Annotated in this window: 27 protein-coding genes, 2 tRNA genes and 2 rRNA genes; 29 read left to right on the top strand and 2 right to left on the bottom strand. The window is 49.4% G+C overall.

All coding sequences use genetic code 11. The annotated features are described in order from the left end of the window. Window positions 1-2 precede the first annotated feature (2 nt). From QU597_RS25645 to salA, 21 genes are all read left to right on the top strand, one after another. Window positions 3-1,448, top strand: a complete 1,446-nt coding sequence (locus QU597_RS25645; protein ID WP_310830384.1) for a phage tail sheath family protein — start codon at window positions 3-5, stop codon at window positions 1,446-1,448. An 11-nt stretch (window positions 1,449-1,459) separates the two neighbouring features. Further along, a complete protein-coding gene (locus tag QU597_RS25640; protein WP_310830383.1) occupies window positions 1,460-1,981 on the top strand; it encodes a phage major tail tube protein in 522 nt (173 codons plus the stop codon). 15 nt (window positions 1,982-1,996) lie between these two features. Then, complete coding sequence (locus QU597_RS25635; RefSeq protein WP_310830382.1) at window positions 1,997-2,326, top strand: phage tail assembly protein; 330 nt, start codon at window positions 1,997-1,999, stop codon at window positions 2,324-2,326. A gap of 152 nt (window positions 2,327-2,478) precedes the next feature. Continuing rightward, window positions 2,479-5,469, top strand: a complete 2,991-nt coding sequence (locus tag QU597_RS25630) for a phage tail tape measure protein (protein ID WP_310830381.1) — start codon at window positions 2,479-2,481, stop codon at window positions 5,467-5,469. Beyond that, window positions 5,466-5,669 carry a tail protein X gene (locus QU597_RS25625; RefSeq protein ID WP_310830380.1) on the top strand — a complete coding sequence of 68 codons (204 nt, stop codon included), beginning with the start codon at window positions 5,466-5,468 and terminating at the stop codon, window positions 5,667-5,669. Before QU597_RS25630 ends, QU597_RS25625 begins: the two co-directional genes overlap by 4 nt. 2 nt (window positions 5,670-5,671) lie before the next feature. Next, window positions 5,672-6,703 carry a phage late control D family protein gene (locus QU597_RS25620; protein ID WP_310830379.1) on the top strand — a complete coding sequence of 344 codons (1,032 nt, stop codon included), beginning with the start codon at window positions 5,672-5,674 and terminating at the stop codon, window positions 6,701-6,703. Further along, a complete protein-coding gene (locus QU597_RS25615; RefSeq protein WP_310830378.1) occupies window positions 6,697-7,101 on the top strand; it encodes a phage baseplate assembly protein V in 405 nt (134 codons plus the stop codon). Before QU597_RS25620 ends, QU597_RS25615 begins: the two co-directional genes overlap by 7 nt. Continuing rightward, a complete protein-coding gene (locus tag QU597_RS25610) occupies window positions 7,098-7,517 on the top strand; it encodes a phage tail protein (protein ID WP_310830377.1) in 420 nt (139 codons plus the stop codon). Before QU597_RS25615 ends, QU597_RS25610 begins: the two co-directional genes overlap by 4 nt. Further along, on the top strand, window positions 7,514-7,846 hold the full coding sequence (locus tag QU597_RS25605) for a GPW/gp25 family protein (RefSeq protein WP_310830376.1): 333 nt from the start codon (window positions 7,514-7,516) through the stop codon (window positions 7,844-7,846). Before QU597_RS25610 ends, QU597_RS25605 begins: the two co-directional genes overlap by 4 nt. A 1-nt stretch (window position 7,847) precedes the next feature. After that, on the top strand, window positions 7,848-8,978 hold the full coding sequence (locus QU597_RS25600; RefSeq protein ID WP_310830375.1) for a baseplate assembly protein: 1,131 nt from the start codon (window positions 7,848-7,850) through the stop codon (window positions 8,976-8,978). Further along, window positions 8,971-9,522, top strand: a complete 552-nt coding sequence (locus QU597_RS25595; RefSeq protein WP_310830374.1) for a phage tail protein — start codon at window positions 8,971-8,973, stop codon at window positions 9,520-9,522. Before QU597_RS25600 ends, QU597_RS25595 begins: the two co-directional genes overlap by 8 nt. A 12-nt stretch (window positions 9,523-9,534) precedes the next feature. Further along, window positions 9,535-12,726: a hypothetical protein gene (locus QU597_RS25590; RefSeq protein WP_310830373.1), complete on the top strand. Its 3,192-nt coding sequence runs from the start codon at window positions 9,535-9,537 to the stop codon at window positions 12,724-12,726. 13 nt (window positions 12,727-12,739) lie between these two features. Next, the gene (locus tag QU597_RS25585) at window positions 12,740-13,252 is read left to right on the top strand and encodes an XkdW family protein (RefSeq protein ID WP_310830372.1); all 513 of its coding nucleotides are present in this window, start codon (window positions 12,740-12,742) and stop codon (window positions 13,250-13,252) included. Continuing rightward, on the top strand, window positions 13,252-13,359 hold the full coding sequence (locus QU597_RS25580; RefSeq protein ID WP_310830371.1) for a CD1375 family protein: 108 nt from the start codon (window positions 13,252-13,254) through the stop codon (window positions 13,357-13,359). Before QU597_RS25585 ends, QU597_RS25580 begins: the two co-directional genes overlap by 1 nt. Before the next feature lie 292 nt (window positions 13,360-13,651). Then, window positions 13,652-14,053: a hypothetical protein gene (locus QU597_RS25575; RefSeq protein WP_310830370.1), complete on the top strand. Its 402-nt coding sequence runs from the start codon at window positions 13,652-13,654 to the stop codon at window positions 14,051-14,053. Window position 14,054: 1 nt separating this feature from the next. Beyond that, on the top strand, window positions 14,055-14,915 hold the full coding sequence (locus QU597_RS25570) for a DUF1906 domain-containing protein (protein ID WP_310830369.1): 861 nt from the start codon (window positions 14,055-14,057) through the stop codon (window positions 14,913-14,915). Then, window positions 14,915-15,187 (top strand): holin, encoded by a 273-nt coding sequence (locus QU597_RS25565; RefSeq protein ID WP_310830368.1) that lies wholly within the window; start codon window positions 14,915-14,917, stop codon window positions 15,185-15,187. Before QU597_RS25570 ends, QU597_RS25565 begins: the two co-directional genes overlap by 1 nt. 242 nt (window positions 15,188-15,429) lie before the next feature. After that, window positions 15,430-16,122, top strand: coding sequence for a phosphoadenylyl-sulfate reductase (locus QU597_RS25560; protein WP_310830367.1), 693 nt, complete (start codon window positions 15,430-15,432; stop codon window positions 16,120-16,122). 57 nt (window positions 16,123-16,179) lie between these two features. After that, window positions 16,180-17,352 (top strand): sulfate adenylyltransferase, encoded by a 1,173-nt coding sequence (gene sat, locus QU597_RS25555; RefSeq protein ID WP_310830366.1) that lies wholly within the window; start codon window positions 16,180-16,182, stop codon window positions 17,350-17,352. An 83-nt stretch (window positions 17,353-17,435) separates the two neighbouring features. Then, window positions 17,436-18,182, top strand: coding sequence for an N-acetylmuramoyl-L-alanine amidase CwlD (cwlD, locus tag QU597_RS25550; RefSeq protein ID WP_310830365.1), 747 nt, complete (start codon window positions 17,436-17,438; stop codon window positions 18,180-18,182). Between the two features lie 89 nt (window positions 18,183-18,271). Beyond that, window positions 18,272-19,381, top strand: coding sequence for an iron-sulfur carrier protein/transcriptional regulator SalA (gene salA, locus QU597_RS25545; protein ID WP_310830364.1), 1,110 nt, complete (start codon window positions 18,272-18,274; stop codon window positions 19,379-19,381). Between the two features lie 59 nt (window positions 19,382-19,440). Here the strand turns inward: salA and gerD are convergent, their stop codons facing one another. Further along, on the bottom strand, window positions 19,441-20,127 hold the full coding sequence (gene gerD, locus QU597_RS25540) for a spore germination lipoprotein GerD (RefSeq protein WP_310830363.1): 687 nt from the start codon (window positions 20,125-20,127) through the stop codon (window positions 19,441-19,443). A 127-nt stretch (window positions 20,128-20,254) separates the two neighbouring features. On the opposite strand from gerD, the gene QU597_RS25535 reads away from it, so the two are divergent. Together QU597_RS25535 and QU597_RS25530 are read left to right on the top strand one after the other, a co-directional pair. Continuing rightward, the gene (locus QU597_RS25535) at window positions 20,255-20,848 is read left to right on the top strand and encodes a KinB-signaling pathway activation protein (RefSeq protein WP_310833413.1); all 594 of its coding nucleotides are present in this window, start codon (window positions 20,255-20,257) and stop codon (window positions 20,846-20,848) included. A 200-nt stretch (window positions 20,849-21,048) separates the two neighbouring features. After that, entirely contained in the window at window positions 21,049-21,870 is an 822-nt protein-coding gene (locus QU597_RS25530; RefSeq protein WP_310830362.1) for a PPK2 family polyphosphate kinase, read from the top strand. 45 nt (window positions 21,871-21,915) lie between these two features. Here QU597_RS25530 and pdaB read toward each other — a convergent pair whose 3' ends face one another. Beyond that, window positions 21,916-22,722, bottom strand: coding sequence for a polysaccharide deacetylase family sporulation protein PdaB (pdaB, locus tag QU597_RS25525; RefSeq protein ID WP_310830361.1), 807 nt, complete (start codon window positions 22,720-22,722; stop codon window positions 21,916-21,918). Between the two features lie 118 nt (window positions 22,723-22,840). On the opposite strand from pdaB, the gene QU597_RS25520 reads away from it, so the two are divergent. From QU597_RS25520 to QU597_RS25495, 6 genes are all read left to right on the top strand, one after another. Further along, complete coding sequence (locus QU597_RS25520) at window positions 22,841-23,452, top strand: stage II sporulation protein M (RefSeq protein ID WP_310830360.1); 612 nt, start codon at window positions 22,841-22,843, stop codon at window positions 23,450-23,452. A 247-nt stretch (window positions 23,453-23,699) separates the two neighbouring features. Next, complete coding sequence (locus QU597_RS25515) at window positions 23,700-23,930, top strand: hypothetical protein (protein ID WP_025336637.1); 231 nt, start codon at window positions 23,700-23,702, stop codon at window positions 23,928-23,930. Window positions 23,931-24,292: 362 nt separating this feature from the next. Continuing rightward, a 16S ribosomal RNA gene (locus QU597_RS25510) occupies window positions 24,293-25,840 on the top strand. A 114-nt stretch (window positions 25,841-25,954) separates the two neighbouring features. Continuing rightward, a 5S ribosomal RNA gene (gene rrf / locus QU597_RS25505) occupies window positions 25,955-26,071 on the top strand. Window positions 26,072-26,116: 45 nt separating this feature from the next. Beyond that, a tRNA-Ile gene (locus QU597_RS25500) sits at window positions 26,117-26,193 on the top strand. A gap of 29 nt (window positions 26,194-26,222) precedes the next feature. Continuing rightward, window positions 26,223-26,298: transfer RNA gene (locus tag QU597_RS25495), tRNA-Ala, on the top strand. The last annotated feature ends 93 nt before the right edge of the window (window positions 26,299-26,391 follow it).

Genomic DNA, 26,391 nt, shown 5'->3' with positions numbered 1-26,391 from the left:
TCATGGCCTATAAACATGGAATTAACATTATTGAACAACCGACATCTGTCCTGGCACCTGCAGAGGCAGCAAGCGGCATACCATTTGCGGTAGGTACGGCACCGGTCCATCTGGCATCCTCGGCAGCTCCGGTAAACACACCTGTATTGGCATATACGTATGCAGAAGCAGTAGCCCTACTTGGTTACAGCGAGGATTGGACGAAATATTCGCTCTGCGAACTGATTTACTCTCATTTTGTATTGTATCAAAAGGCACCGCTGATCCTGGTCAATGTCCTTGATCCTGCTGTGCACAAAGCTACAGTCATACCGGCGGCAGTCAATGTCGCTAACCGTGTTGCGAAGCTGGCCGCTGAAGGTGTACTGTTGCCAACGCTCAAAGTCAAATCATCTGACGGAACATCAATTTACGTGGAGGGTACGGACTACACCGCAGCATTTGATGATGACGGCCATGTGGTCATTACAACAAAAGCAGGCGGAGCCATTGCGGCAAATGTTGCACAACTCTCCATTGGTTATGACAAGATCAGCCCTGAGGCTGTCGACTCGGATGATATTATTGGCGGTTTGACTACCGGGGGCGACTACACCGGGTTTGAATTGATTAATCAGGTCTACCCGCGGTTTGGTATACTTCCGGATCTGCTGCTTGCACCAGGTTGGTCTCATCTCCCTTCAGTCGCTGCTGTAATGAGAGCTAAGGCTGGCAATATTAACGGCAATTTTAAGGCGATGGCACTTACGGATATTGATCCTGGTCAAACCTACAGCGCTGCAGGCGCTTGGAAGTCAGATAACAACTATAATGGGACTCTTCAAATTGCTTCTTATCCGATGCTGACCTTGGGGGAGAAGCAGTATCATTTTTCCACGCAGCTGTCCGGGCTGATTGCCTCAACAGACGCTAATAACGGCAATGTTCCTTTTGTATCTCCATCCAACAAGGCGCTTCAGGCTGACGGTACGGCACTATCTGACGGTACGAGCTTGTATCTGGGTATCGATCAAGCGAGTTACATGAACAGTCTCGGCATCATGACAGCCGTAAATCTGGGGACAAGCGGCTGGAAAGCATGGGGGAACAATACAGGCGCATTCCCTGGAGCAACTGATCCCAAAGACAGCTTCATTCCGGTCCGCCGCATGTTTAACTGGATCGGCAACAGTCTGATCCTGACTTACATGCAGAAGGTGGATGAACCGATGAACAAGCGGCTGATTGCTGCGGTTACGGACTCCGTAAATATTTGGTTGAATGGCCTTACCGCTTCCGGTGCGCTGTTGGGTGGACGTGTGGAATTCAATGCTTCCGAAAATCAGGCCGCAGACCTGATGGCGGGCAAAATTACGTTCCATCTATACATCACACCGCCGGGACCGGCACAGGAAATTTCATTCCAGCTTGAATACGACACATCATATTTGGCTGCATTAGTGGCCTAAGGAGGAAAAACATGCCTAAAAGATCAGAACGGGTTATTGATTATTCGGTGTTCTTGAACGGAAACAAATATCTGGGTACAGCTACCGCTACTCTGCCGGAGATTACTTATCTGGTAGAAACCATTAAAGGCGGAGGTATCGCGGGTGAAATAGAGGCACCTTCCCCGGGACAAACGGGTGCGATGAGTCTGGCTCTGACCTGGCGCACGATAGAGGAGGCTGCGGCTGAGCTGCTGGCTCCGGTAAGTCATGCACTGGATTTGCGTGCATCCATTCAGACGTTTGATACCTCGACAGGTGAGTATAAGGAGTCCGCACTTAAAGTTACAGTACGTGCCAGACCACTAGGGCTGACACTGGGAAATCTGGAGCCGGCAGCAACCATGGAAACAACAAATAATTTCTCGGTCAGTTATTTGAAGGTTGTTCTCGATCAGGTTTCAGTACTTGAAATCGATAAGTATAACTATATTCATAAGGTACATGGCACGGATTATCTGAAAGAAACAAGAGCTCATTTAGCAATGAATTAGGGGGAGTACTGAACGATGGACATTGAACAAAAAAATGAAACTCAGGAGGTCACGGCGGAAGTTTATACTTTCGCCCGGCCTGTTACTTTTGAAGGTGAAACTGTAGAATCTCTGAACATTGATTTTGACAAACTGACCGGGGCAGATATTCTTGTCTGTGACCGCCAGTATCAGGCCGAAACGGCCCGGCAAGGGGTCAATGAACTCGTTAAGGAGACTAACAAGGCATATCAGGCCTATATTGTTGCTAAAGCGGCAGGTGTGCATGTGGGATTGATCCGTGCACTTTCAGCCAAGGACTTCACCAAGCTAACCTTGAGGGCGCAAAGTTTTTTGCTGCTGTAGGCTGTGGAGGCGGCGGGGACATCAAGGACCTCGCCGCCCTTTTGGCTATGTTCACCTACACTCCCATTCCGTATTTCCTCTCGCTGCCGCTGGGAGAAATGGGCGATTGGGTGGAACGGGTATCCCGGTTGAAGGGAAGGGGGAAATAACACATGGCAGGATCAATCAGTACAAGAAACAGCTATGATATCGTCTTTCAATTAAATGCGATCGTAACACCCGCATTCCGCCGGTCGGTTGGACAAGCCGAAGACAGCGTAGAAGAGATCGCTAGAATAATTCGTGATCTGTCGCGTCTTCCGGGATTTGAAAGCCTGCGCCGGGATGCGGAGGCTGCCGATGATACCGTGGACGATCTAAGCAAGAGCACCAGCGGACTCGAAGGTTTATTGGGAAACATAAAGGAAAAAACAGAACTATTTTCCGGGATCAAAGAGGGTATTGAGCCGCTTACGAAAATTATGAACGCGATGAACGAATCTGCCGATGCGATGGCTCAGCTTCAGGCATCAACTGGAATGACAACAGACCAGATGAAAAATATGGAGGAGATCTCTAACAACCTCTACCGGCAAAATTATGGTAAGGGGTTTGAGGATTTAGGCGACTCCCTCGCGCTGGTAAAGCAGATTCTGCAGCAAAGCGGAGATGAACTGGAGAAGACGACGCAGAATGCCATCACCTACAGGGATGTTTTTAAAGGGGGGCTTCCCGACTCTTTAAAAGCAGTCAATGCAATGATGCAGCAGTTTGGCATTACTTCTGAGCAGTCTTACAATTTGATGGCCCAAGGGGCACAAAAGGGGCTGAATAGCTCCGGCCAACTTCTGGATACCGCCAGCGAATACAGTGTCTATTTTGACAAAATGGGCTATTCAGCCAACGAGATGTTTGGCGTGTTCAGCGCCGGCATAGAGCATGGGGCTGCGTCCCTAAGCGGTGTGGCTGATGCCGTGAAGGAGTTCAGTACAGCGGTAACGGGTGATTCAGACTCTGCCAAAGAAGCCATTTATAAATTGTTTGCACCGGAGCAGCTGGAGAAGTTCAGTGCAGCACTTGTAAAGAGCGGTACTAAATCTGCTGAATATGCCACCCTGTTAAAGGCAGCCGGAAAGAAGGTAGCAGATACCCTTACTAAAGATTTAACTGCAGGCGGGGATTCCGCGGAACAAGCCATGAAGGAGCTGCAAAAGACGCTTGGCAGCGGTAAGGCAATCTTTAAGGGTCTCGCAGATGGCTCACTTACCGGCAAACAAGCGATGGAGCAAGTGATTCAGAAGCTTAAGGAAATTAAGGACCCTGTGGAACAGGCGCAAATCGCCAGCGAGCTGTTCGGCAGCCAGTTTGCGGATATCGGAAGTGAGGCAATTCTTGCGCTCGGAAGTACGCGGAGTCAGTTCGACATGACCAGACAGACCATGGAAGAAGTGGCCGCGGTAAAATACAGTACGCTGACCCAACAGTTCCAGGCAGTCGGCAGGGAAATGATGACCGGGCTGATTGTTCCGCTTGGTGAGAATTTGATGCCGCTGCTTCAGGGTCTGGTTCACTGGATGAGCAGCAATAAAGAGCTGATGATGGTGCTCAGTCTTGCAGCTCCTGCTGCGGCGCTCACAACCAACACGCTTAAAATCGTTCAGGGATTTAAGAAAATAGGAGGTGCCGCCGGCGGAGCAAGCGGAGCGGCTGGCGGTTTTGCCGGTGCGCTGGGCCTGCTCACGAATCCGGTGGGTATTGCGGTAGGTGCGCTGGGCTTGATTACAGCGGGGGTAATTACCTATAAAAAACATCAGGAAGAAGCAAGGCTCGATCTTTTGAATATGGGTGATGCTCTTGGAGCGGCCTATAACAATTATGAGGAGATTGATCAGGCAAGTAAAAGAAATCAAGACCTCATTACCGAGTATGACCGGCTGACCAAAAAAATTAATGATGCCAAGACCCCGGCTGACGAATTAACGGAAGCCAGAAGAAAACTGCAGCTGGTCGAGCAAGAACTGATCGACATGAATCCGGATATATTATCTGCAGAGGGCTCGAAAAACAGCAAATTCCGGGAACAGCTGGATCTAGTTGAAGATATTTATGCTTCCAGGAAAGATATGAGCAAGCGGGAGATTGAGCATGATGCACTCGCTGCCCAAGGAAAGATGCCGCAGCTTGAGGAACAGTATTCAGAGCTGACCGAAAATCTAAGTAAGCAAAATGCTGCTTATGAAAAAGCAAAGGTATCTTATCGTGACTATTGGGATTATATGAACCAACTCGATAAAATCAATAGCAGTGACGCCAGTGAAGAGGAGAAAGGGCAGCAGCGGAATGCTTTAGCTGCAGAGATTGAGAAGTCGACAGGTAAAAATTACAGCGCCAACTGGGCTAGCTTCCAATTCGACTATGCAGATATCTCAGAATCATTTGATAAATACAATGCGAAGATCGAGAAAACCCAAAGTGAAATGAATGAAGCACAGCAGAGCTTTGCCTCATACTATGATTTGCAAAAGCGGTTGGTAGAGATAGATCTCGGCGGCTCATTGGAAGAGAAAGCCAAAAAGTACAATGAATTATCTAGTGCGGAAAAAGAGCAATTTAATCAGGCGATGAGCAATATGGCTATCCTTAACCAGGAAGTAGACATGCTGCCTGATGCAAAAAAGATTAATTTGCAGCTGATATGGGAACAAACCGGGCAAGTCCCTGATTTTAGTCTTACGGACGAAGACTGGAAAGTGCTTCATAAGACGATGAAGGAAGATGGTTCACCCGATTTGAAGACAGCAGCCGGCCAAAAGCTAAACCGGTTAGCTCAGCATGATCCCGGCTTTGAAGGATATGCCGACGGGGGGATCGCCACACGCCCTTCTATCTTTGGTGAGGCCGGTCCGGAAATCGCCATTCCGCTCAATACCAAACCGCGCTCCCGCTCGCTTTTGGAGAAGGCTAACGATCTAATGGGGTACTCGAGCTCCAATAACGTAAATGAAGGGAACATCCAAGTGACCTGGGCTCCCCAAGTCACTATTCAGGGTGGAACTCCTTCTATCGCGGCTGAGGTGGCCAAAGCAATGCAGGATCAGCAGCCGGCATTTGAACAGCGTTTTCAGCGGATGATTCAGCAGCAAAGGCGGGTGAGCTTCCAGTGATCTATAAGTCAGTACAAGGCGACACTTGGGATAGTATTGCGTTTAAGCTGTATGGTGACGAATATTTGATGACACTGCTGATCAATGCCAATCCGGAGCTTGCGCAGACCGTGGTCTTTTCCGGCAATGTCCCGGTCAACGTTCCGGATAAGCCTGTAGATGCCTCAGATACGCTTCCGCCGTGGAGAAGGGAGGGATAAGAGTGGAGTTGCGGCAAAATGCCCGAAGAGCGATGCTGGTGCTTCAATATAACGGGAAGGATGTCACAAAGGATATTGCAGAATCGCTGACCGATTTTCAATACAATGATGCCGCTTCAGGACAGCTTGACGATATCTCTATCTCCCTGGAGGATGCAGGGCGTAATTGGCAGGGACCCTGGGCTCCAGCTGAAGGGGATTTAATACACGCCACGATCCGGACTATGAATTGGGATGGACCCAACGAGATTAAAAAGCTGCCGCTGGGGACGTTTGAAGTGGACAGCATTGAGTTTAACGGGCCGCCGGATACGGTAGCTATCAAAGCTGTATCGCTGCCGATCACGTCTGAAATCCGTATGCAGCGCAGCTCGCGAAACTGGGAGAAGACCAATTTAAAGACAGTCGCTGCGCAAATTGCCAAGCGTGCAAAGCTGGAGCTGATTTACGAAGCTCAAGATAATCCGTCTTATGATCATTTGGAGCAGACACAGCAATCGGATTTGAGCTTTTTATTAGAGACAGCAACCCGGGAAGGGATCGCTATCAAAGTATCCGGCGGCAAGCTGGTGCTGTTTGACGAATTTGTTTTTGAGAAAAGGGCATCTGTTGCCACTATAACCAGGGGTGCAAATAATGTGACGGGCTTTGGATTCTCTGTGAATACGGCGTACTCCGCATACAGGGCATGTACCGTAACTTATACACCGCCAAAAGCCAAAGAACCAGTGCAGGCAACATTTGTTCCTGAGGGTGCGCCAAAAACCGGACCGGTGCTGAAAATAACCGAGCAGGTAGACGATGAGGCTGCCGCTCTACGGCTGGCCCGTAAAAGACTGCGGGAGTCCAATAAAGAAGGCGGCAGAGGATCGTTGTCCCTCATGGGCGACATAAGGATGGCAGCCGGATTAACGATTAATATTAAAGGCTGGAAGCGGTTTGACGGGAAATATATTATCGAATCTGCCAGGCATGTGATCGGCAGCGGCGGCTATACAACAGAGCTTGAAATCAGAAAGGTATTGGGGTGGTAGACATAATTTTAATTGGACAAGTCTCCACAGCAGATCCGGCCTCCTGCAGCGTGCGGGTGACCTTTGCTGAACGGGACAATCTGGTGTCTGCTCCGCTGCCGGTACTTATGCCGGGCGGGTGGGGACGCGGAAATGCTGTTCCGGAACCGGGAGAGACCGTTCTCTGCGTATTTTTGGATAGGAGCTATTCCGCCGGATTTTGTTTGGGAACCTACTATGGTTCAAAGGAAACAGCACCTGGCAATATTAATCAGCACGGCGTGTGGTTTGAAGACGGTAGCTATGTATTTTATGACCGCAGTGCACGCCTGCTCACTATTAAAGCTTCCGGCGGGGTAAAAATTGAAGGGGATTTAACAGTCACCGGTTCGGTTACCAGTTCAGGAGGTGTGTTGTGAGCGAGGCTGAAACGACGAATTATACGATTGGAGCTTTTGGGCCTGTAATATTTAAGGTTAGCGAAGACAAGGTCCTGACCTTTCAGGACCTGACACGAAGCAGCGCAGGCCGCTGGGCACAGCATGACATTCTGGGGAAAAAACCTAAAAAAGAGTGGCTGGGACCGGGGGTTGATTCGGTATCCTTTACCATGCGTTTTGTTTCGAGTCTTGAGCTCAATCCCCGGACGGAACTTGACCGGCTGACGGAATTGGAGCGTGCAGGCAAAGCACTCCCTCTGGTTATCGGGAACAAGGGTCTGGGAACCGGGCTGTGGGTAATCACGAGCCTGTCACAAGCCTGGGAGCAGATCGACAACAAAGGGTATGTCTATGCCGCCACGGTTGACATCACATTGGAGGAGTATGTGAAATGATATATATTTTGGACATGACGCAGCCTTCAATCATAAATTTTGCACCAGCTACGATTGTCGAAGAGGTGGCGCAGAACATCCGCACGATTCTGACCACAACCCTTGGCAGCACGCCGCTAGCCCGCAGCATCGGGTTGGATTTTGGAAATATAGATGCACCGTACCCATTTATAAAAACCCGTATGATCAGTGAAATCATGTCTGCGGTGGCGGAACAGGAACCACGGGCCCAAATTACAGAGATCACATTTAAAGAGGGACTGCCTGAGGCTTTGGCCGGGCGCTTGCTGGCAGTAGTAAAGTATAGCTTAAAGGAGGAGGTGGTATGACTTGGCGCAATCTGTAGAATTCCCGGATATTCAGTTCACTGTTGAAGAGGCTTCCGAAATCCAGCAAAACATAGTTTCTGTGTATGAGGGCCTAACCGGCCGAACGCTTCAGCCAGCCGATCCGGTGCGGCTGTTTTTGTCTTCGCTTGCTGCTATTATTGTCCAGCAGCGGGTGCTTATTAATCAGACGGCCAAAAGTAATCTGCTCCGCTACGCTTCCGGCGTACAGCTGGACCTTATGGGTGAATTTCAGGGCTCGGAGCGTTTAGCGGCTTCTGCCGCGATAACTACATTGCAATTTACGTTGTCGATTCCCTTGTCGTCCCCTACCGCGGTTCCGGAAGGTACAAGGATCGGAGTGCAGGGCGGCGACGGGTCTGTTTTTTTTGCAACAGAGGAATATCTGGAGATACCGGCGGGGGTGACCACCGGTACGGTAGCGGCAGTGTGCTCGGCACCTGGTACAACCGGGAACGGTTTCTTACCTGGGCAGCTCAATGTTCTAATGGACCAGCTGCCGTTCGTACAGTCCGTGACCAATCTGACGGTTAGTACTGGCGGAGCGGAGAAGGAGTCGGACGAAGCGTTTAGGGAACGTATCCGGACCGCTCCGGATTCCTACAGCACGGCCGGCCCGCAGGGAGCATATGAATTTTGGGCAAAATCCACCTCGGCGGCAATTTTAGATGTGCATGCCTTTTCACCTGACGATGGCAAGGTGACGGTTGTCCCTTTGCTGGTCGGCGGGCAGATCCCGGGCCAGGATGTTCTTGATGCCGTAGCCGAGACCTTGGAAGACCGGGGTATTAGGCCATTAACGGACAAAGTGACGGTGATGGTTCCAACTTCGGTACCCTACAACACAACTATAACCTATTACATCAGCCGCAGCAGGGTCTCGGAGGTGCCGGCTATACAAGCAGCGGTAACTTCTGCAGTAGCTGCTTATCAGCTCTGGCAAAAGTCCAAGCTTGGCCGGGATATCAATCCTTCGGAATTAATAGCCCGTGTCATGGCTGCCGGAGCATTGCGGGTTGTCCCAATAGTACCTGCATATACGGCCTTAACCGCAACACAAGTTGCCCAAGAGGGTACGACAACTATCACTTTTGGGGGGCTGGCAGATGATTAATATTCAAAAGGCAAGCCTGCTTGATCTGCTACCTTCATCGCTTCGGAACGATCCGGCTATGTCAACGGCAGCCACAGCACTCGACAAGCAGCTGCAGGAAACGACGGATATGATAAGGGAATTAAATATCTTCGGACGCTCGGGCGAATGGACGAATGGAGAGACTGACGAGCTGGCTGTTCAATACCGGCCGCCCTATTATGATCCCGGCTTGCCGCTGGAGCAAAAAAGGCTCCTGGTTAAAACGTCAATTCCATTTCACCGGCATAAAGGGACAGCAGGCGCTGTTGAGGATCTCATCGCTATCTTGTTCGGTGAGGGAGCTGTTGAAGAATGGTGGGAATACGGAGGAGATCCTTACCACTTCCGTGTCGTCACTAACAATGCAGATGTTACTGCAGCGCGGGCACAGGAATTTATAGACGCGGTAGATGCAGTTAAACGTATCTCTGCCGTGCTGGATAGCGTCACTATTTCACAATCTGAAGGACTGCCGCTGTATATCGGCGTTTTTTTGCATTTTGGAGAACAAATTACTATTTAGGGAGGGACTATCGTGGCAGTATTTGGCGGTATGACACTAACCAACAAAGGCCTTGCACTCCAAGGTAAGGCACAGGCGGGCACACAGCTTAATTATACGAGGATTGCTGTCGGTGACGGCTCACTGAGCGGACAGTCTATACCGGCGCTTAATGGACTGATTTCACCTAAGAAAACCTTGCCTATCAAGAGACTGCGGACGCAATCGCCGAACAAAGTAATCGTGGGTGCAGTCTTATCCAATGCGGAGGTCACTACAGGATTTTATTTCCGTGAGGTGGGAGTTTTCGCACAGGATCCGGATGCTGGAGAGATTTTATATGCGTATGCCAATTCGGGAGTTACAGCAGATTATATCGCCCCCGGCGGTGGCACGGATATCATCGAGAAGGTTTTTGATTGCATTGTAGTCGTGGGTGCGGCGACCAATATTACGGCAACCATTGATAATTCACTTGTCTTTGCCCGGGAATCAGATGTTAACGCTAAATTTGACCTGTTTACGGGACATAAGCATACAGGTGCAGCCGGGGATGCTCCTAAGATTACTTCAGCGGGCTTGGCTGACTCTTCAGTAGGGACAGCGCAGCTGGGGGCAAAGGCAGTTACGCAAGCGAAGATTGGGGATAAAGCTGTCGGGACAGTGCAGCTTGCTGATGGGGCAGCTACGGATACGGTAACAGGTAACCGTACTTTATCCGATGCAACTGCCCCGACTACGGAGACCGGTTCAATCACTTCGCTTTTCTCCGGCCTGGCTAATATGATCAAACAGACTACAGGCGGAGCAACCTGGCGGACACTCCCGGGTATGACGATTGCAGCCATTAAAGCTCTCCTAGACGCAGCGACTAATGCAGCCACAGCTTCAACTCTTATAAAGCGTGATGCTTCCGGACGTGCTCAGGTAGCTGCCCCATCTGCTGCAGCTGATATTGCGCGCAAGGATACAGTCGATGCAGCCATTTCCACGGCAGCGACAGATGCCAGTTCAAAAGCTTCGGCAGCTCAGGCAGCTGCAATAGCCGCAGCAGCCACAGATGCAACGACAAAAGCAAATGCAGCTCAGGCAGCAGCCATAAGCGCGGCGGCTAGTGATGCCTCAACCAAAGCTAATGCTGTTGAAACTAATTTGACTGCCCATATCGGCTCCGGTGGAACTGCACACGCAGATGTGACTACGACTACTGACGGTTTTATGATTGCTGCTGACAAAGTAAAACTTAACGGCATAGCTGCAGGGGCCAATGCTTACGTACATCCCAATCATACCGGAGACGTTACCAGTTCGGGAGACGGTGTCACCGCCATTGCCCCAGGTGTCATAGTCGATGCCGATGTAAATAGTGCCGCAGCCATCAGCTGGTCTAAGATTAATAAAACAGGATCTTCGCTTGCAGATTTAGGAACAAAATCGGCAGCCGACTTAACCAGCGGCACCTTGCCGGCAGCACGCCTACCTGCAGTGAGTGGTGATATCACAATGGCCGCTGGCACGGGTACAGCGGCGATAACAGCGGGGGCAATCGTTGACGCGGATATCAATTCTGCAGCAGCTATCTCCTGGGCAAAAGTTAACTCTACTGCAGCCATCGCAGACGTTGATGTTGCAGCTGCAGCAGCCATTGGCTGGAATAAAGTCAGCAAGACAGGGGCTTCCTTGGCTGACCTGCCCACACGATCCGCCGGAGATCTTTCCAGCGGCACGCTGCCTGCGGCGCGTCTCCCGGCAATCTCGGGGGATATTACAATGGCTGCGGGAACCGGAACAGCGGCGATCACTGCCGGAGCTATCGTCAATGCTGATGTCAATGCTACTGCGGCAATTGATGCTTCCAAGATCGGGACAGGTGTTGTGTCCAATACGGAGTTTGGTTATCTGGATGGGGTGACAAGTGGGATTCAGGGGCAGCTAGACGCTGCGCTTTCGAAGACCGGGGGAACAATGACAGGGGATATCATCATGTCCACAGCTAGTGTGGCAAATTCATGGTCAAAAGTTTTGAAATACCAATATCGCGATTCCGCTAATGTTCCAAGAGATAGAACCTTAGCGGTAAATACTGTTGGAAAACTGATGTTTAGTGTGCCTGGCGTACAAGACAATCCTGTAGTACTTGAAACAAACGGTGACATTACCTATTATGTCCGTACAGATGGTAATGATAATAATACGGGTCTGACAAATACGGTGGCAGGGGCATTTAAGACGATAACGAAAGCTGTTAGCTTGATTCCCAAAGCTGTCAATCATACGGTTGTTGTGAATGTTGCCGTCGGAACCTATACAGAAGTTGTGGAATTTAGGGGCTTTTATGGGACTGGACAAATCAAACTCGTAGGGGATGTCTCACCATCGACATCAAGAAACATACATTCACTAGTTATGTACGGAAATACCTGTTACGTAGACGCCACCGGCTTTAACTGTTTGACTCCAGGTAACACAACAGCCGTTACCGTTACCTGTTGTATTGGGGCACAGGTCAATGCGTTTAATAGCACGGTAGCTTCCTCGGGTAATGGCATAGACATTAATCTAAGCAATATCCGAGCGACTGGGTGCAATTTCTCCAACAAATTCGCTGGTGTTAGCGCCGTTAATGCCAGCGTTGCGTATATAGAGAATTTCTCAGGGTCTGGGAATACCTGGGGAAATAGAGGCACTCTCGGTTCTTGTGTCACGGCGGCAGGGACACGCTTAACTGGAACTGCCGGAGATTCAAGCGATAACGGACTCTTGACCTATGGCGGTGTCCTTAACCCATGGGGAGATAACACGACATTCAGCAGAAGTGCAGTGCGGACTATAATTACTAGCGGGCATACTCTTGCGGCGAATACGTTTACCAAGCTACAGTTCAATACAATTGTTAATGATATGTTGGGTGAATATAGCACTTCAACCTTTAGATTCACCGCTAAAAAGGCAGGGTGGTATTTAATATCTGGTGCGGTTGCAAATGCGGCTTCACCAGCGGGTACTCATATAACTTTAGCAGCATATTTAAATGGGAACAGGCAATTAGATTTGGGATCATATGCTAATTCAGGCACAGCAGGCGCATTATACGTACAGGGTGCTACTCATGCGTTCTTAGCGGCTGGAGACTACGTTGAGCTATACGCTTATGCGGATGGGATTAGCATGACAACAAGCACGGGAAGCCCATTGTCGAATTTCGGAGTTACACAAATAGCGTAAGGAGGGAAAACGAATGAATATAGCACTAGCAATCATGTACCTATACCCGGACGCTAACCCAATGAGAGATTTCACCGTACAGGACAACGGACCGGAACCTGTTTTGTTCCCCGGAGCCGAAGAGAAAGGCCTTGTCCGGTATGAGATCAAACAGCCAGAAGACGGCGAAGAACCTACCGAGAACCTCCATTACCGCTTCGGCATAGACTACAACCTATTGACAAAGGACGAGGACTATTATCTGGTAGAGCGTGGCCCATTTATCGCCTATTGGGGGCTGGAAGAGCCGCAGCCGACAGATGCCGAGCTTGTGGCTGCCTGGGAAGCCTACCATGAAGCCGAAGCAAACAAGCCGCCGAAGCGGACGGAGATCGAACAGGTCCGGGAGGAGCTGGTACAAACACAAATAGCTTTAACGGACACATATGAGCAATTGCTGTCCTCTCAGAACGAGGCGACCAGTGCGCAACTGGCGCTCGTAGACCTGTACGAGTTGGTACTGCCACTGATCGGAGGTGATGTATAATGCCGCAGATATATGCAAGCTTGATCAACAAGGGACTTAAGACAATCGAGCAGGTGCCGACTGTGATCCGCAATGAGGTCCAGGCGCTACTTGATGACAATGCGTAACAGGCTGGCCCGCTGCTGGTATCCGCTGGTATTCTCCTTATGAGGGGAGGTGATACCATGTCTGCTATCTATGCGCGGTGATTATTAAGGGGCTGATTGCTTTCGCGCAGGTCCCGACCAAACTGCAACCGGAAGTGAAGTCCTATCTGGCCGCGAGTGACTTAAATGAAGACGGAGATCCATTGCCTGTGGAATAGATTTAACGCTGGCGCCCATAGAGGCGTTTTTATTTTGTCCTCGGATCTCCGGGAGATATTTTTACAACCATAGATACAGAGAGGGGGCAATTACCATGTCAGACGGGGGAGGACAAGGCAGAGGAGGGGGTAGTGATGTGATGCCTATGCAAAGGCTGCAAGTTGTTGAAGAACAGTTGCAGGGCTTGGCGGCAGAGTTTACGCGGTTAGCGGATGAGAATGCCACTGCGCACACTAAATTGAAGCTGTTAGAAGAGAACGATCACCGCCACGAAGAAAATATCAAACAAATTAAGGAATCGACTATCGAAATGAAACTGCAGTTCAACGCCATTATGGGCAAATTTGATCAGTTAGAGAACCGAATATTTATGCTGCTGCAGCAATCAGGGAAAGACACTCAGGCAGAGCGGAAGTTTTGGATGGACCTTTTGAAGTATGTGCTGGGCGGAACGATCTTTGTGATAATCGGATACATTTTTATAGGAGGGGGATAGGATGGCTAGTAAAGGGATTGATTGTGCCACACCTCTAACTGCAGAGGCGGCACGAGTGCTGGCAGCATCAGGCCATAAATTTGCAGCACGTTATTTAGTGCCGGAACGGCTGACCTGGAAGAGATTGACGCGGACAGAGGCGGAGAGGATAACAGACGCAGGCATGCACATTGTTTCGGTGTTTGAAACCACGCCTAACCGTCCGGCAGGCGGAACTGCCGCGGGAACTGTAGATGGCAAAGAGGCATATCAGGAGGCGCTGAAGATTGCCCAACCGGGCGGCAGCGCTATTTATTTTGCTGTTGATTATGATTCAGGCAGCGGGGATTACGACAAAATCGAATCCTATCTTAAAGCTGCAGCCGCGGAGATTCCGGGGTACGCTATCGGTGTTTACGGCTCTTATGCTGTAATTGAAGCTATGGCTAAGCGCGGAGCTGGACGCCATTTTTGGCAGACCTATGCCTGGAGCGGCGGAAAAAAATCGGTTAAAGCAGACCTTTATCAATACAAAAACAATACCCGGGTAGACGGAACTGCGGTTGCACTCGACCTCAACGAGTCTTACGGGAATGAGGGGTGGTGGAACACTGCAATTCCAGCACTGAAACCATCCGAGGAGGAGATGGTCATAGAACGTGATATTCACAAGGTTAGCACGTGGGCGGCAGAGGCTTGGGAGGAAATGCAGATAAATGGCTATTTCGACGGTACCCGGCCTGGCTCCGGAATTACACGCGAGGAGGCAGCTATAGCGGTCAGCAGGCTACGTCGGAATCTGTTGAAACTTATTGCTGACAATGAGACGAATATCAAATCATTTGAGCAAAGGCTGCAAACGATTGAGAAGGAGGATGAATAATGGACAATTTAAACGATGTCCTGGCGTTTGCTTCGGTGCTGGCAGTGTTTGTACTAGCTGTCGTGCAGTTATTGAAATCTAATATTAGGATGGCTAAAAAACTAATTCCTTTTATGGGACTGGCTACAGGTCTATTGATTGGTCTTGCAGCCTATCCGTTTACTGACCTTGCTCTGACGTTGCGGCTATGGGCGGGGGGACTGGCGGGATTGTCAGCTACCGGATTATTTGAATTGGCATTTTCAAATCGGTCAGGGACCACGAAAGAATAATTTACTTCCTATGAAATACCATATACAGTCCCGTGATTCATACAGATACCATATCAAGCAAATTAAGCCTCTGGCCATTTAGCTTCGAGGCTTTTTTGCGCATCATTCTCCACATTCAAAACTTTCAACCAAAATGGAAAAAACCATTGACTTCGGCCCCGGATGCCTTATACTATTCCATATAAGAATAGTTGGAATTGACGGGATTGGATGTTTTAATACCAGGATGGAGGAATAGGATTATGAATCTGCTTGAGAAAGAAGATTTGATCAAAGTTAAGGCTGAGGAACTGGAGAATGCTTCTCCGGAAGACATTATCCGCTGGGCAGTAGAGACCTTCCCTAATATAACTTTTGCTTGCAGCTTCGGTGCCGAAGATGTAGTGCTTGTTGATATGCTTCAGAAAGTTAGTCCGTCAACGGATGTGTTTTACCTGGATACAGATTATCACTTCAAAGAGACTTATGAGACAAGAGATATTATGGCTGATAAATACGGAATGGAATTTGTCCGTGTCTCGCCGCAGATCTCCGTAGAGGAACAAGCGCTGCAATATGGAGAGGCCCTTTGGAATGTGGATCCGAACCAGTGCTGTGCAATCCGCAAGGTAGAGCCGCTCACCCGTATTCTTTCCCAGTATGATGCATGGATTACCGGCATCCGCCGCGATCAGGCACCAACCCGTGCCAACGCCAAAAAGGTAGAGTACGACTATAAATTTGGCCTTGTAAAATTTAATCCGATTGCGAACTGGACATCTGAGGATGTGTGGAACTATATCCGTGAGAACAATGTAGTGTATAACCCGCTGCATGACCGTAACTTCCCGAGCATCGGCTGTGAACAATGCACCCGTGCTGTAATGCCAGGTGAAGATCCGCGTGCCGGCAGATGGGCCAATTCAGAAAAAACGGAATGCGGCCTTCACAAATAATCACCTGCAAATCAGCTACTCATATAAAGTGTAAAGACACAGGAGGAGAGAAATTAGATGACGTCAATACTTCCACACGGAGGAACACTGATTCAGCGTATTGTGGAGGGAGCGCAGCGGGAACAATTGCTGCTGCAAGCTTCAGGCAACAAATCAATTCCAATTAATACTTGGACAATATCCGATCTGGATCTCATTGGTGTCGGGGCATTTTCTCCACTTACCGGCTTTCTGAATGAAGAAGACTATCATTCGGTAGTCACCAGTATGCGCCTATCCAATGGTACAGTATGGAGTATTCCGATTACCTTGGCTGTCCAAGATGAAGTAGCTTCCGGTCTTGCTGTTGGCGACACTGTCTCGCTGGTTGGTGAAGAAGACGGTGTCATCTATGGTTTGCTGGATATCGAGAGCATCTACAGCGTGAACCAGCAGGTTGAGGCACAAAATGTGTTCAAAACTACGGATCCCGAGCATCCCGGTGTCAGCAAGCTCCTGGCTCGCCCAACGACTTATGTGGGAGGCCCGATTACAGTTCTTAACCGTCCGCAGCCGGCGAAGTTCGGAGAGTTCTATTTCGATCCAGCAGAGACGCGCAAGATCTTCGCTGAAAAGGGCTGGAGAACCGTTGTAGGCTTCCAGACGCGTAATCCTGTTCATCGTGCTCATGAGTACATTCAGAAGTGTGCTATGGAGGTTGTAGACGCACTGTTCTTGAACCCTTTGGTCGGTGAGACCAAATCTGATGATGTTCCGGCCAATGTGCGGATGAAGAGCTATTTGGCACTCCTGGAGAACTATTATCCGGGAGACCGGACCTTCCTGGGCGTTTTTCCGGCAGCGATGCGTTATGCTGGTCCTAGAGAAGCGATTTTCCATGCAATGGTGCGTAAGAATTACGGCTGCACCCATTTTATAGTTGGACGTGACCATGCCGGTGTAGGTGATTACTACGGTACGTATGAAGCCCAGGAGATTTTCAGCAACTTCACTGCTGAGGAACTTGGGATTACTCCATTATTTTTCGAGCACAGCTTCTTCTGCATCAAATGCGGAAATATGGCCTCAAGTAAGACATGCCCGCATCCGGCTGATCAGCATTTGACTCTGTCGGGTACGAAGGTACGTGCGCTGCTGCGTGACGGTAAGTGCCCGCCTCCTGAATTTACCCGCCCTGAGGTTGCGGAGATTCTGATTGAAGGCATGTCACAGGAAGTCACTTCCCGATAATCAATAATTATAGAGCCAGTACTATTTGGCCCCCTTGTCCCATATAGATGAGTAGAATCTATCGGGACGAGGGGGTCTTTGCTATGTCTGGCCGAAAGGAAGATAAGGTCTCGGTCTGGATCGCGTGGAGCAGTATTAGAAAAAGTATTCTGGGAGCCGTGCTTCTGGCTGTGATGATCGGCATAATAGCTTATGATATGCCTACCGCCAAGACGCTGAACTATTGGAGCCTGCCGCTTTCCGGTAAAATTATCGCCATTGATGCCGGACATGGAGGACCCGACGGGGGAGCGGTCAGCCGGGAGGGCTTGATCGAGAAGGATATCAATCTCTCGGTTTCCCTTTATCTGCGTGACTATTTGCAGCAGGCGGGAGCAATTGTGGTCATGACACGGGAGGGAGATTATGACCTGGCCCAGGAGGGGACTAAAGGGTATTCCAAGCGTAAGACAGAGGACCTGAAGCAGCGGGTCAGAAGTATTGAAGAGGAAGGGGCAGACCTCTTTATCAGTGTGCATATGAACAGTGTGCCTTCGAACCGCTGGAGCGGAGCGCAGACCTTTTACTTTCCGAACAACGAAGGCAATAAGGCATTAGCCGGATTCGTTCAGGACGAGCTGCGGAGCACTCTTGAGAATACAGACCGTGTGGCGAAAACGGTGAATACGGTGTATCTGCTCAAAATGCTGAAAATGCCGGCTGCACTGGTTGAGGTAGGGTTCCTGTCCCATCCGCAGGAGTCAGTCCTGCTTGGCGACGATGTGTATCAGCGGAAAGTGGCAACGGGCATTTACCGGGGGATTTTGCGGTACGTCTCGGAGCAGCCCTGACGGGGACTACTCATCTGTAGGAGGGTAATGCTATAATAGACAAAAAAACCGGAGCCTTACCCGTCCGGAACGAAACAGAGGTGCTATCCATGCTGACCAAGGAACAAATTCAGGAACTTTTGCAGCCGCTCACAGACCCGGAATCCGGTAAAAGCCTTATTGATTTGCAGTTGATCCGCGACATAATGGTCAAAGAGGATAGGGTATCGTTATCCGTCATCTGTCTTGAGGAAGATGAGAAAAGCCGGATGGAACTGGAGCAGAGGGTGCGTGACCTGCTTACAGCAAGCGAGGTCTCTAATGTCCATATCCGGCTGCGCAATGCAACCGATTATGAGCGTTCTATTTTGCGCGGAGAGAGCTCTGAGGACGAACTGGACACAGAACAGGGGGAAGGGCTCAAAGGACATGCAGCGGGTCTTGAGGGCCATGAATTGATCAATGAGAAGTCCGGTGTAAACTTCATTGCTGTAGCCAGTGGTAAAGGCGGTGTAGGGAAATCGACAGTAACGGTTAACCTCGCAGTGGCACTGGCACGTAAGGGCAAGAGAGTTGGGCTGATCGATGCCGATATTTATGGCTTTAGTATTCCGGATATGATGGGAATCGAGGAAGGGCCGATAGTTGAAGAAGGTACGATAATTCCTGTAGAACGTTTCGGAGTCAAAGTCATGTCTATGGGCTTTTTCATCCGTGAGAATAGTCCGGTAATCTGGAGAGGGCCGATGCTCGGCAAAATGCTCCGCCAGTTCTTTAGCGATGTGGGCTGGGGTAAGCTTGATTACATGCTGCTGGATCTTCCTCCTGGAACGGGCGATGTAGCGCTGGATGTACACCAGATGCTTCCGCACAGCAAAGAGATAATTGTAACCACCCCGCATGCCACGGCGGCCTTTGTTGCCGCGAGAGCGGGCTCTATGGCGCTGCAGACTGACCATGAGGTGCTTGGTGTTATCGAGAATATGGCTTATTATGAATGCTCCTCCTGTGGCAAAAAGGATTATATTTTCGGCCGCGGGGGCGGAGCAAGGCTGGCGGAGACGCTGCATACGGAGCTGCTTGCCCAGGTACCGCTTGGCGCACCGGACAATCATATCTCTGAGCCCGATTTTTCGCCGTCTGTATACAAAGCAGAAACACCGACCGCACAGCTGTTTGCAGAGGTTGCCGATAAGCTGATTGCCAAGTATGAACAATAAACTAAGCAAAACGCATAAAAAGAGGCATACCCCAACACATAAGGGGATGCCTCTTTTGTTTAAGACCCGGAATCGCCTTCGCCATCCTGCTTAGAGCTGTCACTGCCGCCTCCAGATTCTCCTTCTTTATCTCCGCCCTTTTTCTGAACCTTAGGCTGAAGCTCATCCTGTACAACTGTTTTTAACAGACTTAGCACTTCCATGCGGAATAATGGGTTTTGCATGGCTTCCTGCATAATGGTCATAGATTGCTTACGGTAATCTGAGGTCTTAGTAAGGTCTAGAAACATTTTCATCATTTCAGGTGATTTCATGATTTCTTCAATGGATTTTTGATATGTGGGATCCTTAATCAGCTGAAGATGAAGCTCTTTGCTTTGGCTGTTAATGGCCTTGGCGAATTCACCGGCGAAAGTCGGATCGGTCATGATTTTTTCGATTTCTTTTTGATATTCCGGAGCAGTAATTGTATCTTTAACTGCTATCCGGATCTGTTCCGTGGTTTGGAGCGGCATCATTTTCATGCTCATTCCGCTGACGCTGCCTCCTTCGGAGCCGGAGCTCGAGCTCAGCGCTTCTTCGACCGCCTTTTTTCCTTCATCGCTTTTTAATATATCGACAACCATCGTCTTCATTTCCTTATATCCCATCTGGCTGGAAGAACTGCTCTGTTCCCCTCCGCAGGCTGTTAAGGCGAAAACTAAGCTTAATGCCAAGCTCCCTGACAACAAACTCCTCCACTTCATTGGCGCTGCCCTCCTTTATAGGAATCCTGACTGTAGTATGCCGCACGGTCACACAGGTTATGTTACAGCGCAATGGTTTTTTGACGGCAACCTTGGTAAAATAAATCACACAGGGGAGGTGGAGTGGCTGAGTATAAGAAAATGGTATCATTTATTCTGGACCACACTTTTAATTGGTGCTGCCACGGCTGTTCTGGCCGGATTGCTGCTGCAAGCTGTAAATGGCGGAATTGAATTTAAAAGCACAGCAGATCTGCTCATTTACCCGCTGATTCTTCTTGGTTACGGGATGCTTGTTAGCGTTTACGCGCAGCTGGGTTTTTTCGCCTATCTGATCCTTAATTACATGGGCATCGGCGTATTTCCCCGTAAAGCTTGGCAGTACATACAATTAGTATTGGCTGTTCTGGCATTGCTTGAACTTGTCTTTCTGCGTACCTTTGTCGGTGGAGACAGGAATGGTGTATCTGATCTGATCCTGGGAATTGGAATTCTGCTCACAGCCCTCATAGTGACCTACTTCAAAGTGCGGAGCACGAACACAACCGCCGCAGTTCCGACTTTTTTCTTTATGACAGCCATCACCATTGTAGAGACGGTAGGTGTACTTCAGATAGGTGTTGACAGTGCGACTGTATTTATTGTTGTTCCGCTGATTGCCTGCAATGCATTCCAGATTTTAAGATTGCACCGCATTCTAAAGCCGAAGCCGCCGTTATAATCGAATTCAGCGAAAAACCCCGGCACTCCAAGGAGCCGGGGTTTTTGTTCAAATATAAGTTTTTTCTTGTTCATTCCAGCAGCGATTAAAATCAAAACAAGAAGGTTAATCTTAAGGAACAGCTTACATAACATGCACCTGAGATTTCACAGTCGGCCTTGTCTGGAATCCGGCCAGCAAAACTTTGAGGAGGGGCATATATGAACATTAAGCGCTATATGATAAAAGACACAAGTGATAAAATCCTGAGCAGGCTTGATCCGGATGAAAGCGGCGACTTTAATTCCAAAGAGGAAGCAGAGGCAAAGATGGAGAAGCTCAAGAAGCGCCTTGCCGAGCTGCAGGATATTCTGTTCGCACAGAAGAAGCACTCCCTGCTTGTGATACTTCAAGGGATGGATTCAAGCGGGAAAGACGGAACAGTAAAGCATATTTTCTCTGGTATTAATCCGCAGGGCTTTATCGTTACGAGCTTCAAAAAGCCCTCGCTGGAGGAGGAGGCTCACGATTTCCTGTGGAGAGTGCATATGAAGACTCCGCCGAAAGGCTACATCGCTGCCTTCAACCGCTCTCATTATGAGGATGTGCTGGTGCCGCGTGTGCACGGAAGTCTGAAAAAGGATGACATGAAACGGCGGTTCCGCTACATCCGCCAGTTCGAAGAAATGCTGGTGGAAGAGGGAACGACGATAATCAAGCTCTTTTTGCATATTTCTAAGGAGAAGCAGCTAGAGAAGATTCAGGAGCGGCTCCAGGATCCGACCAAACATTGGAAATTCGATGTCAGTGATCTGCAGGAGCGGCAATACTGGAATGATTATCAAAAGGCTTATGAAGATGTTTTTCGTGAGACAGGCACAGAAGAAGCTCCGTGGTATTGGATACCGGCCAATCACCGTTGGTACCGCAATTATCTGGCTTTGGCTATCGTGGTGAAGACACTGGAAAGCCTTGACCTGAGTTATCCGAAGCTGGATACCCCCACACCAGAGATTTCAGAGCTCATATCCCCGCGCCACTGATAAAGGTTCTGCCAGACAACTTGCGGTACTGAGCGGTTTACGAAATTATAGTCCTGCGGCGTCTTCCAGCCCTTCATTCAGTGATGCGGAATCCCGGACTTCTGTACCGTCGGCACTGCTCTGGCTGATCAATTCAGACACCGTCACGAATTCATAGCCTTGACTGCGGAGATTGTCGATAATAAGCGGAAGCGCCTCATGTGTCTGTTTGCAGGAATCGCTGGCATGGAGCAGAACAATATCTCCAGGATGGGCTTTGCTGGTTACGCGCTTTACGATATTATCTACACCGATGTTTTTCCAGTCAAGGGAGTCGGTATCCCACTGGATGACCTTGTAGCCCAGATCGCTGGCCACCTGAAGCACTCTTTTATCAAAATCGCCATTCGGCATACGGATCAAATTCGGTTCTTTACCCGTTAACTCGGTTAAGACGGTATGAGCTGTTGAGATTTGAGTACGGATCTCCTCGTTGCTCAAAGTGCTGTAGTTAACATGCTTATGGCCGTGGCTGCCGATTTCAAATCCTGCCTCTTTAATACTCGTAACAATTTCCGGGTGCGTTTTGCTCCAGGGCGAGGAGAGGAAGAAGGTAGCCTTATCTACTTTTTTGTCCTCCAGCACCTTTAGAATCGGTTCAGGCCTCTTTTCACCCCAGCTAATGTCAAAGGTTAAGGCGATCAGCTTCTTCTCCGTTGGTACACTGTAAATCGCAGACGGGGCCGTCGAATCCGAAAAAACGGTAATATTGCCCCTCTCGACATACACAACACCAGCGGCAAGAAGCGCAGCGGCAAAGATATAAATGAACCGTTTTATCTTTTTGCCGCTGAATACATAAAAAGAATTCATACTTGCAGCGCTCCTCTCCCATGCGAAATGGCTTGTTTGTTCTAAATGTATGCTCGTACCTACCGCTTATGACCTCATCCGTCTCACAAATCGCATTAATAACTTATAGGAGGAACCTATGTTTTCATTTTCAACATTTGTCAAAGATTTAGGCACAATCCGCAAAACCTTGCTGGTTGCGCTGATTCTATTCCTAGCAGGAGGAGTGCTCGGCTGGATAGGTACCGGAAGTCTGCAGAAGCTGCTCGCCCAGCAGTTAGAGGGATTAAGTGAGATCAGCGGGAATCTCAGAGATTCAGAGCACCCGCAGTGGAGTTTTTTCATATTTATCTTTGCGAACAACAGCATCAAAAGTGTAGTGGTTATCTTTCTGGGTGCACTGTTCGGACTCATACCGGCTGTATTCTTACTGATTAACGGAGGCGTTATCGGCTACTTGATTCATTTGTCAGCTATGCAGGGACAGGATCTATTTCAGCTGATAGTAAAGGGACTGCTTCCTCACGGAATTATCGAGATACCGGCAATAATCATCGCTTGTGCTTTTGGCCTTCATTTTGGCGGTAAAGTGATACTCAGCTTATTCAGCCCATCCCGCGGAAAAGAACAGGGAAACCTTAGCTGGTCCGGGTTTATGCGGCAGACATTTACAGCGTCGGTGTGGATTATAATCCTTTTGTTCATTGCTGCAATTATTGAAAGTACAATTACGTTGTCTCTTTTATCATAAAAATTCAGGGAAATGAGCATAACATTAAAGCCATTCGAATTTGGGGGATCCTGACAACACGACACGCAGGCATAGGCGGCGAGGCCATAAGGGAATTTTGGAGATTATGGTTATAGCTCTTGTGCTCCGGTTAATTTAGTGTAACAGGCATATTCACAGCTTTTCCCACCAAATGGACTAACTTCTATCACACAAACAGCAGCGTTTTAGGTTTTGATCTTAAAATACCACGAAGGAGGCCAAGCATATGTTGGGAATGTTGTTCAATGAGAAGGAGTGCAAGGAGCTGGACTATGTTTTAAGAAAAGAGCTTGACGAGATGCTCCTTGATTTAAGTGATCAGCGTTTGGACCAGAATATCAGGCATGCCATTGCCAACCGATATAAAACCGTATTCCGCATGTACGCGCGTTTTGCTCCGCAGAAAGAGTTGTCGAAGTATGCGTGGGGCGGCCGTTCATCCCAGTTCAAACATTGAAATAATAAGCTGCTGCTCACAAGTTTGTGTGCTTGGCTATTAATTTAATCAAATAGGTTGACTAAAAGGGAGCGTCCGTGATACATTATATCTCGCGCTCCTTTTCGATGTTTGAATAGTAGCTGCACGGCAAGAAAAAATGAAAAATAACTTTTTTCAAAAAAACACTTGCCAAAACGATAAACACTGTGATATATTATAAAGGTCGCTGCTGAAACGCGGCGAAGTGTTAAAAAGAGAGACGTTGATCTTTGAAAACTGAACAACGAGTGAGTGGGAGATCACGAAAGTGAGATCCAAAATTAGAGAATGCAAATTCTCGTCAGATGTTTCAAAATGAGCAATCGCTCTTTCTAAATACCAATTTGGAGAGTTTGATCCTGGCTCAGGACGAACGCTGGCGGCGTGCCTAATACATGCAAGTCGAGCGGAGCTTATCCTTCGGGGTAAGCTTAGCGGCGGACGGGTGAGTAACACGTAGGCAACCTACCCCTCAGACTGGGATAACTACCGGAAACGGTAGCTAATACCGGATAATTCCTTTTCTCTCATGAGGAAAGGATGAAAGGCGGAGCAATCTGCTACTAAGGGATGGGCCTGCGGCGCATTAGCTAGTTGGTGAGGTAACGGCTCACCAAGGCGACGATGCGTAGCCGACCTGAGAGGGTGAACGGCCACACTGGGACTGAGACACGGCCCAGACTCCTACGGGAGGCAGCAGTAGGGAATCTTCCGCAATGGGCGAAAGCCTGACGGAGCAACGCCGCGTGAGTGATGAAGGTTTTCGGATCGTAAAGCTCTGTTGCCAGGGAAGAACGTCCGGTAGAGTAACTGCTACCGGAGTGACGGTACCTGAGAAGAAAGCCCCGGCTAACTACGTGCCAGCAGCCGCGGTAATACGTAGGGGGCAAGCGTTGTCCGGAATTATTGGGCGTAAAGCGCGCGCAGGCGGCTATTTAAGTCTGGTGTTTAAACCTTGGGCTCAACCTGGGGTCGCACTGGAAACTGGATGGCTTGAGTACAGAAGAGGAAAGTGGAATTCCACGTGTAGCGGTGAAATGCGTAGATATGTGGAGGAACACCAGTGGCGAAGGCGACTTTCTGGGCTGTAACTGACGCTGAGGCGCGAAAGCGTGGGGAGCAAACAGGATTAGATACCCTGGTAGTCCACGCCGTAAACGATGAGTGCTAGGTGTTAGGGGTTTCGATACCCTTGGTGCCGAAGTTAACACAGTAAGCACTCCGCCTGGGGAGTACGGTCGCAAGACTGAAACTCAAAGGAATTGACGGGGACCCGCACAAGCAGTGGAGTATGTGGTTTAATTCGAAGCAACGCGAAGAACCTTACCAGGTCTTGACATCCCTCTGAATCCTCTAGAGATAGAGGCGGCCTTCGGGACAGAGGAGACAGGTGGTGCATGGTTGTCGTCAGCTCGTGTCGTGAGATGTTGGGTTAAGTCCCGCAACGAGCGCAACCCTTGACTTTAGTTGCCAGCAGGTAGTGCTGGGCACTCTAGAGTGACTGCCGGTGACAAACCGGAGGAAGGTGGGGATGACGTCAAATCATCATGCCCCTTATGACCTGGGCTACACACGTACTACAATGGCCGGTACAACGGGAAGCGAAGCCGCGAGGTGGAGCCAATCCCAGCAAAGCCGGTCTCAGTTCGGATTGCAGGCTGCAACTCGCCTGCATGAAGTCGGAATTGCTAGTAATCGCGGATCAGCATGCCGCGGTGAATACGTTCCCGGGTCTTGTACACACCGCCCGTCACACCACGAGAGTTTACAACACCCGAAGTCGGTGGGGTAACCCGCAAGGGAGCCAGCCGCCGAAGGTGGGGTAGATGATTGGGGTGAAGTCGTAACAAGGTAGCCGTATCGGAAGGTGCGGCTGGATCACCTCCTTTCTATGGAGAATCGTCACCTGCAACGGTGACATTCAAATCGGAAGTATAACTTCCAAAAAGCTTCAAACACTCACTCGTGTTCAGTTTTGAAAGAGCAAGTCTCTTTCGTATGCGTTTGGTGGCGATAGCGGAGGGGTTCCACACGTACCCATCCCGAACACGACCGTTAAGTCCTCCAGCGCCGATGGTACTTGGACCGAAGGGTCCTGGGAGAGTAGGACGCTGCCAAGCGGACAACCATTCCATTGGTTGGTTCAAATGTTATATATGTTATATGGGCTTTTAGCTCAGTTGGTTAGAGCGCACCTCTGATAAGGGTGAGGTCGGTGGTTCGAGTCCACCAAGGCCCACCATATAACAATTATAACTTCATACCTTTTATGGGGCCATAGCTCAGCTGGGAGAGCGCCTGCCTTGCAAGCAGGAGGTCAGCGGTTCGATCCCGCTTGGCTCCACCAATAACTTCATTACATGCATTATCTTGATCCTTGAAAACTGGATACCGAAACGAATTTGCGTTTTAGAATATTCCTTTAAGCTGAACTTGTGTA

It is taken from the genome of Paenibacillus pedocola, assembly GCF_031599675.1.
Taxonomy (GTDB): domain Bacteria; phylum Bacillota; class Bacilli; order Paenibacillales; family Paenibacillaceae; genus Paenibacillus_AQ; species Paenibacillus_AQ pedocola.
This window is presented reverse-complemented; position numbering and strand designations above follow the sequence as displayed.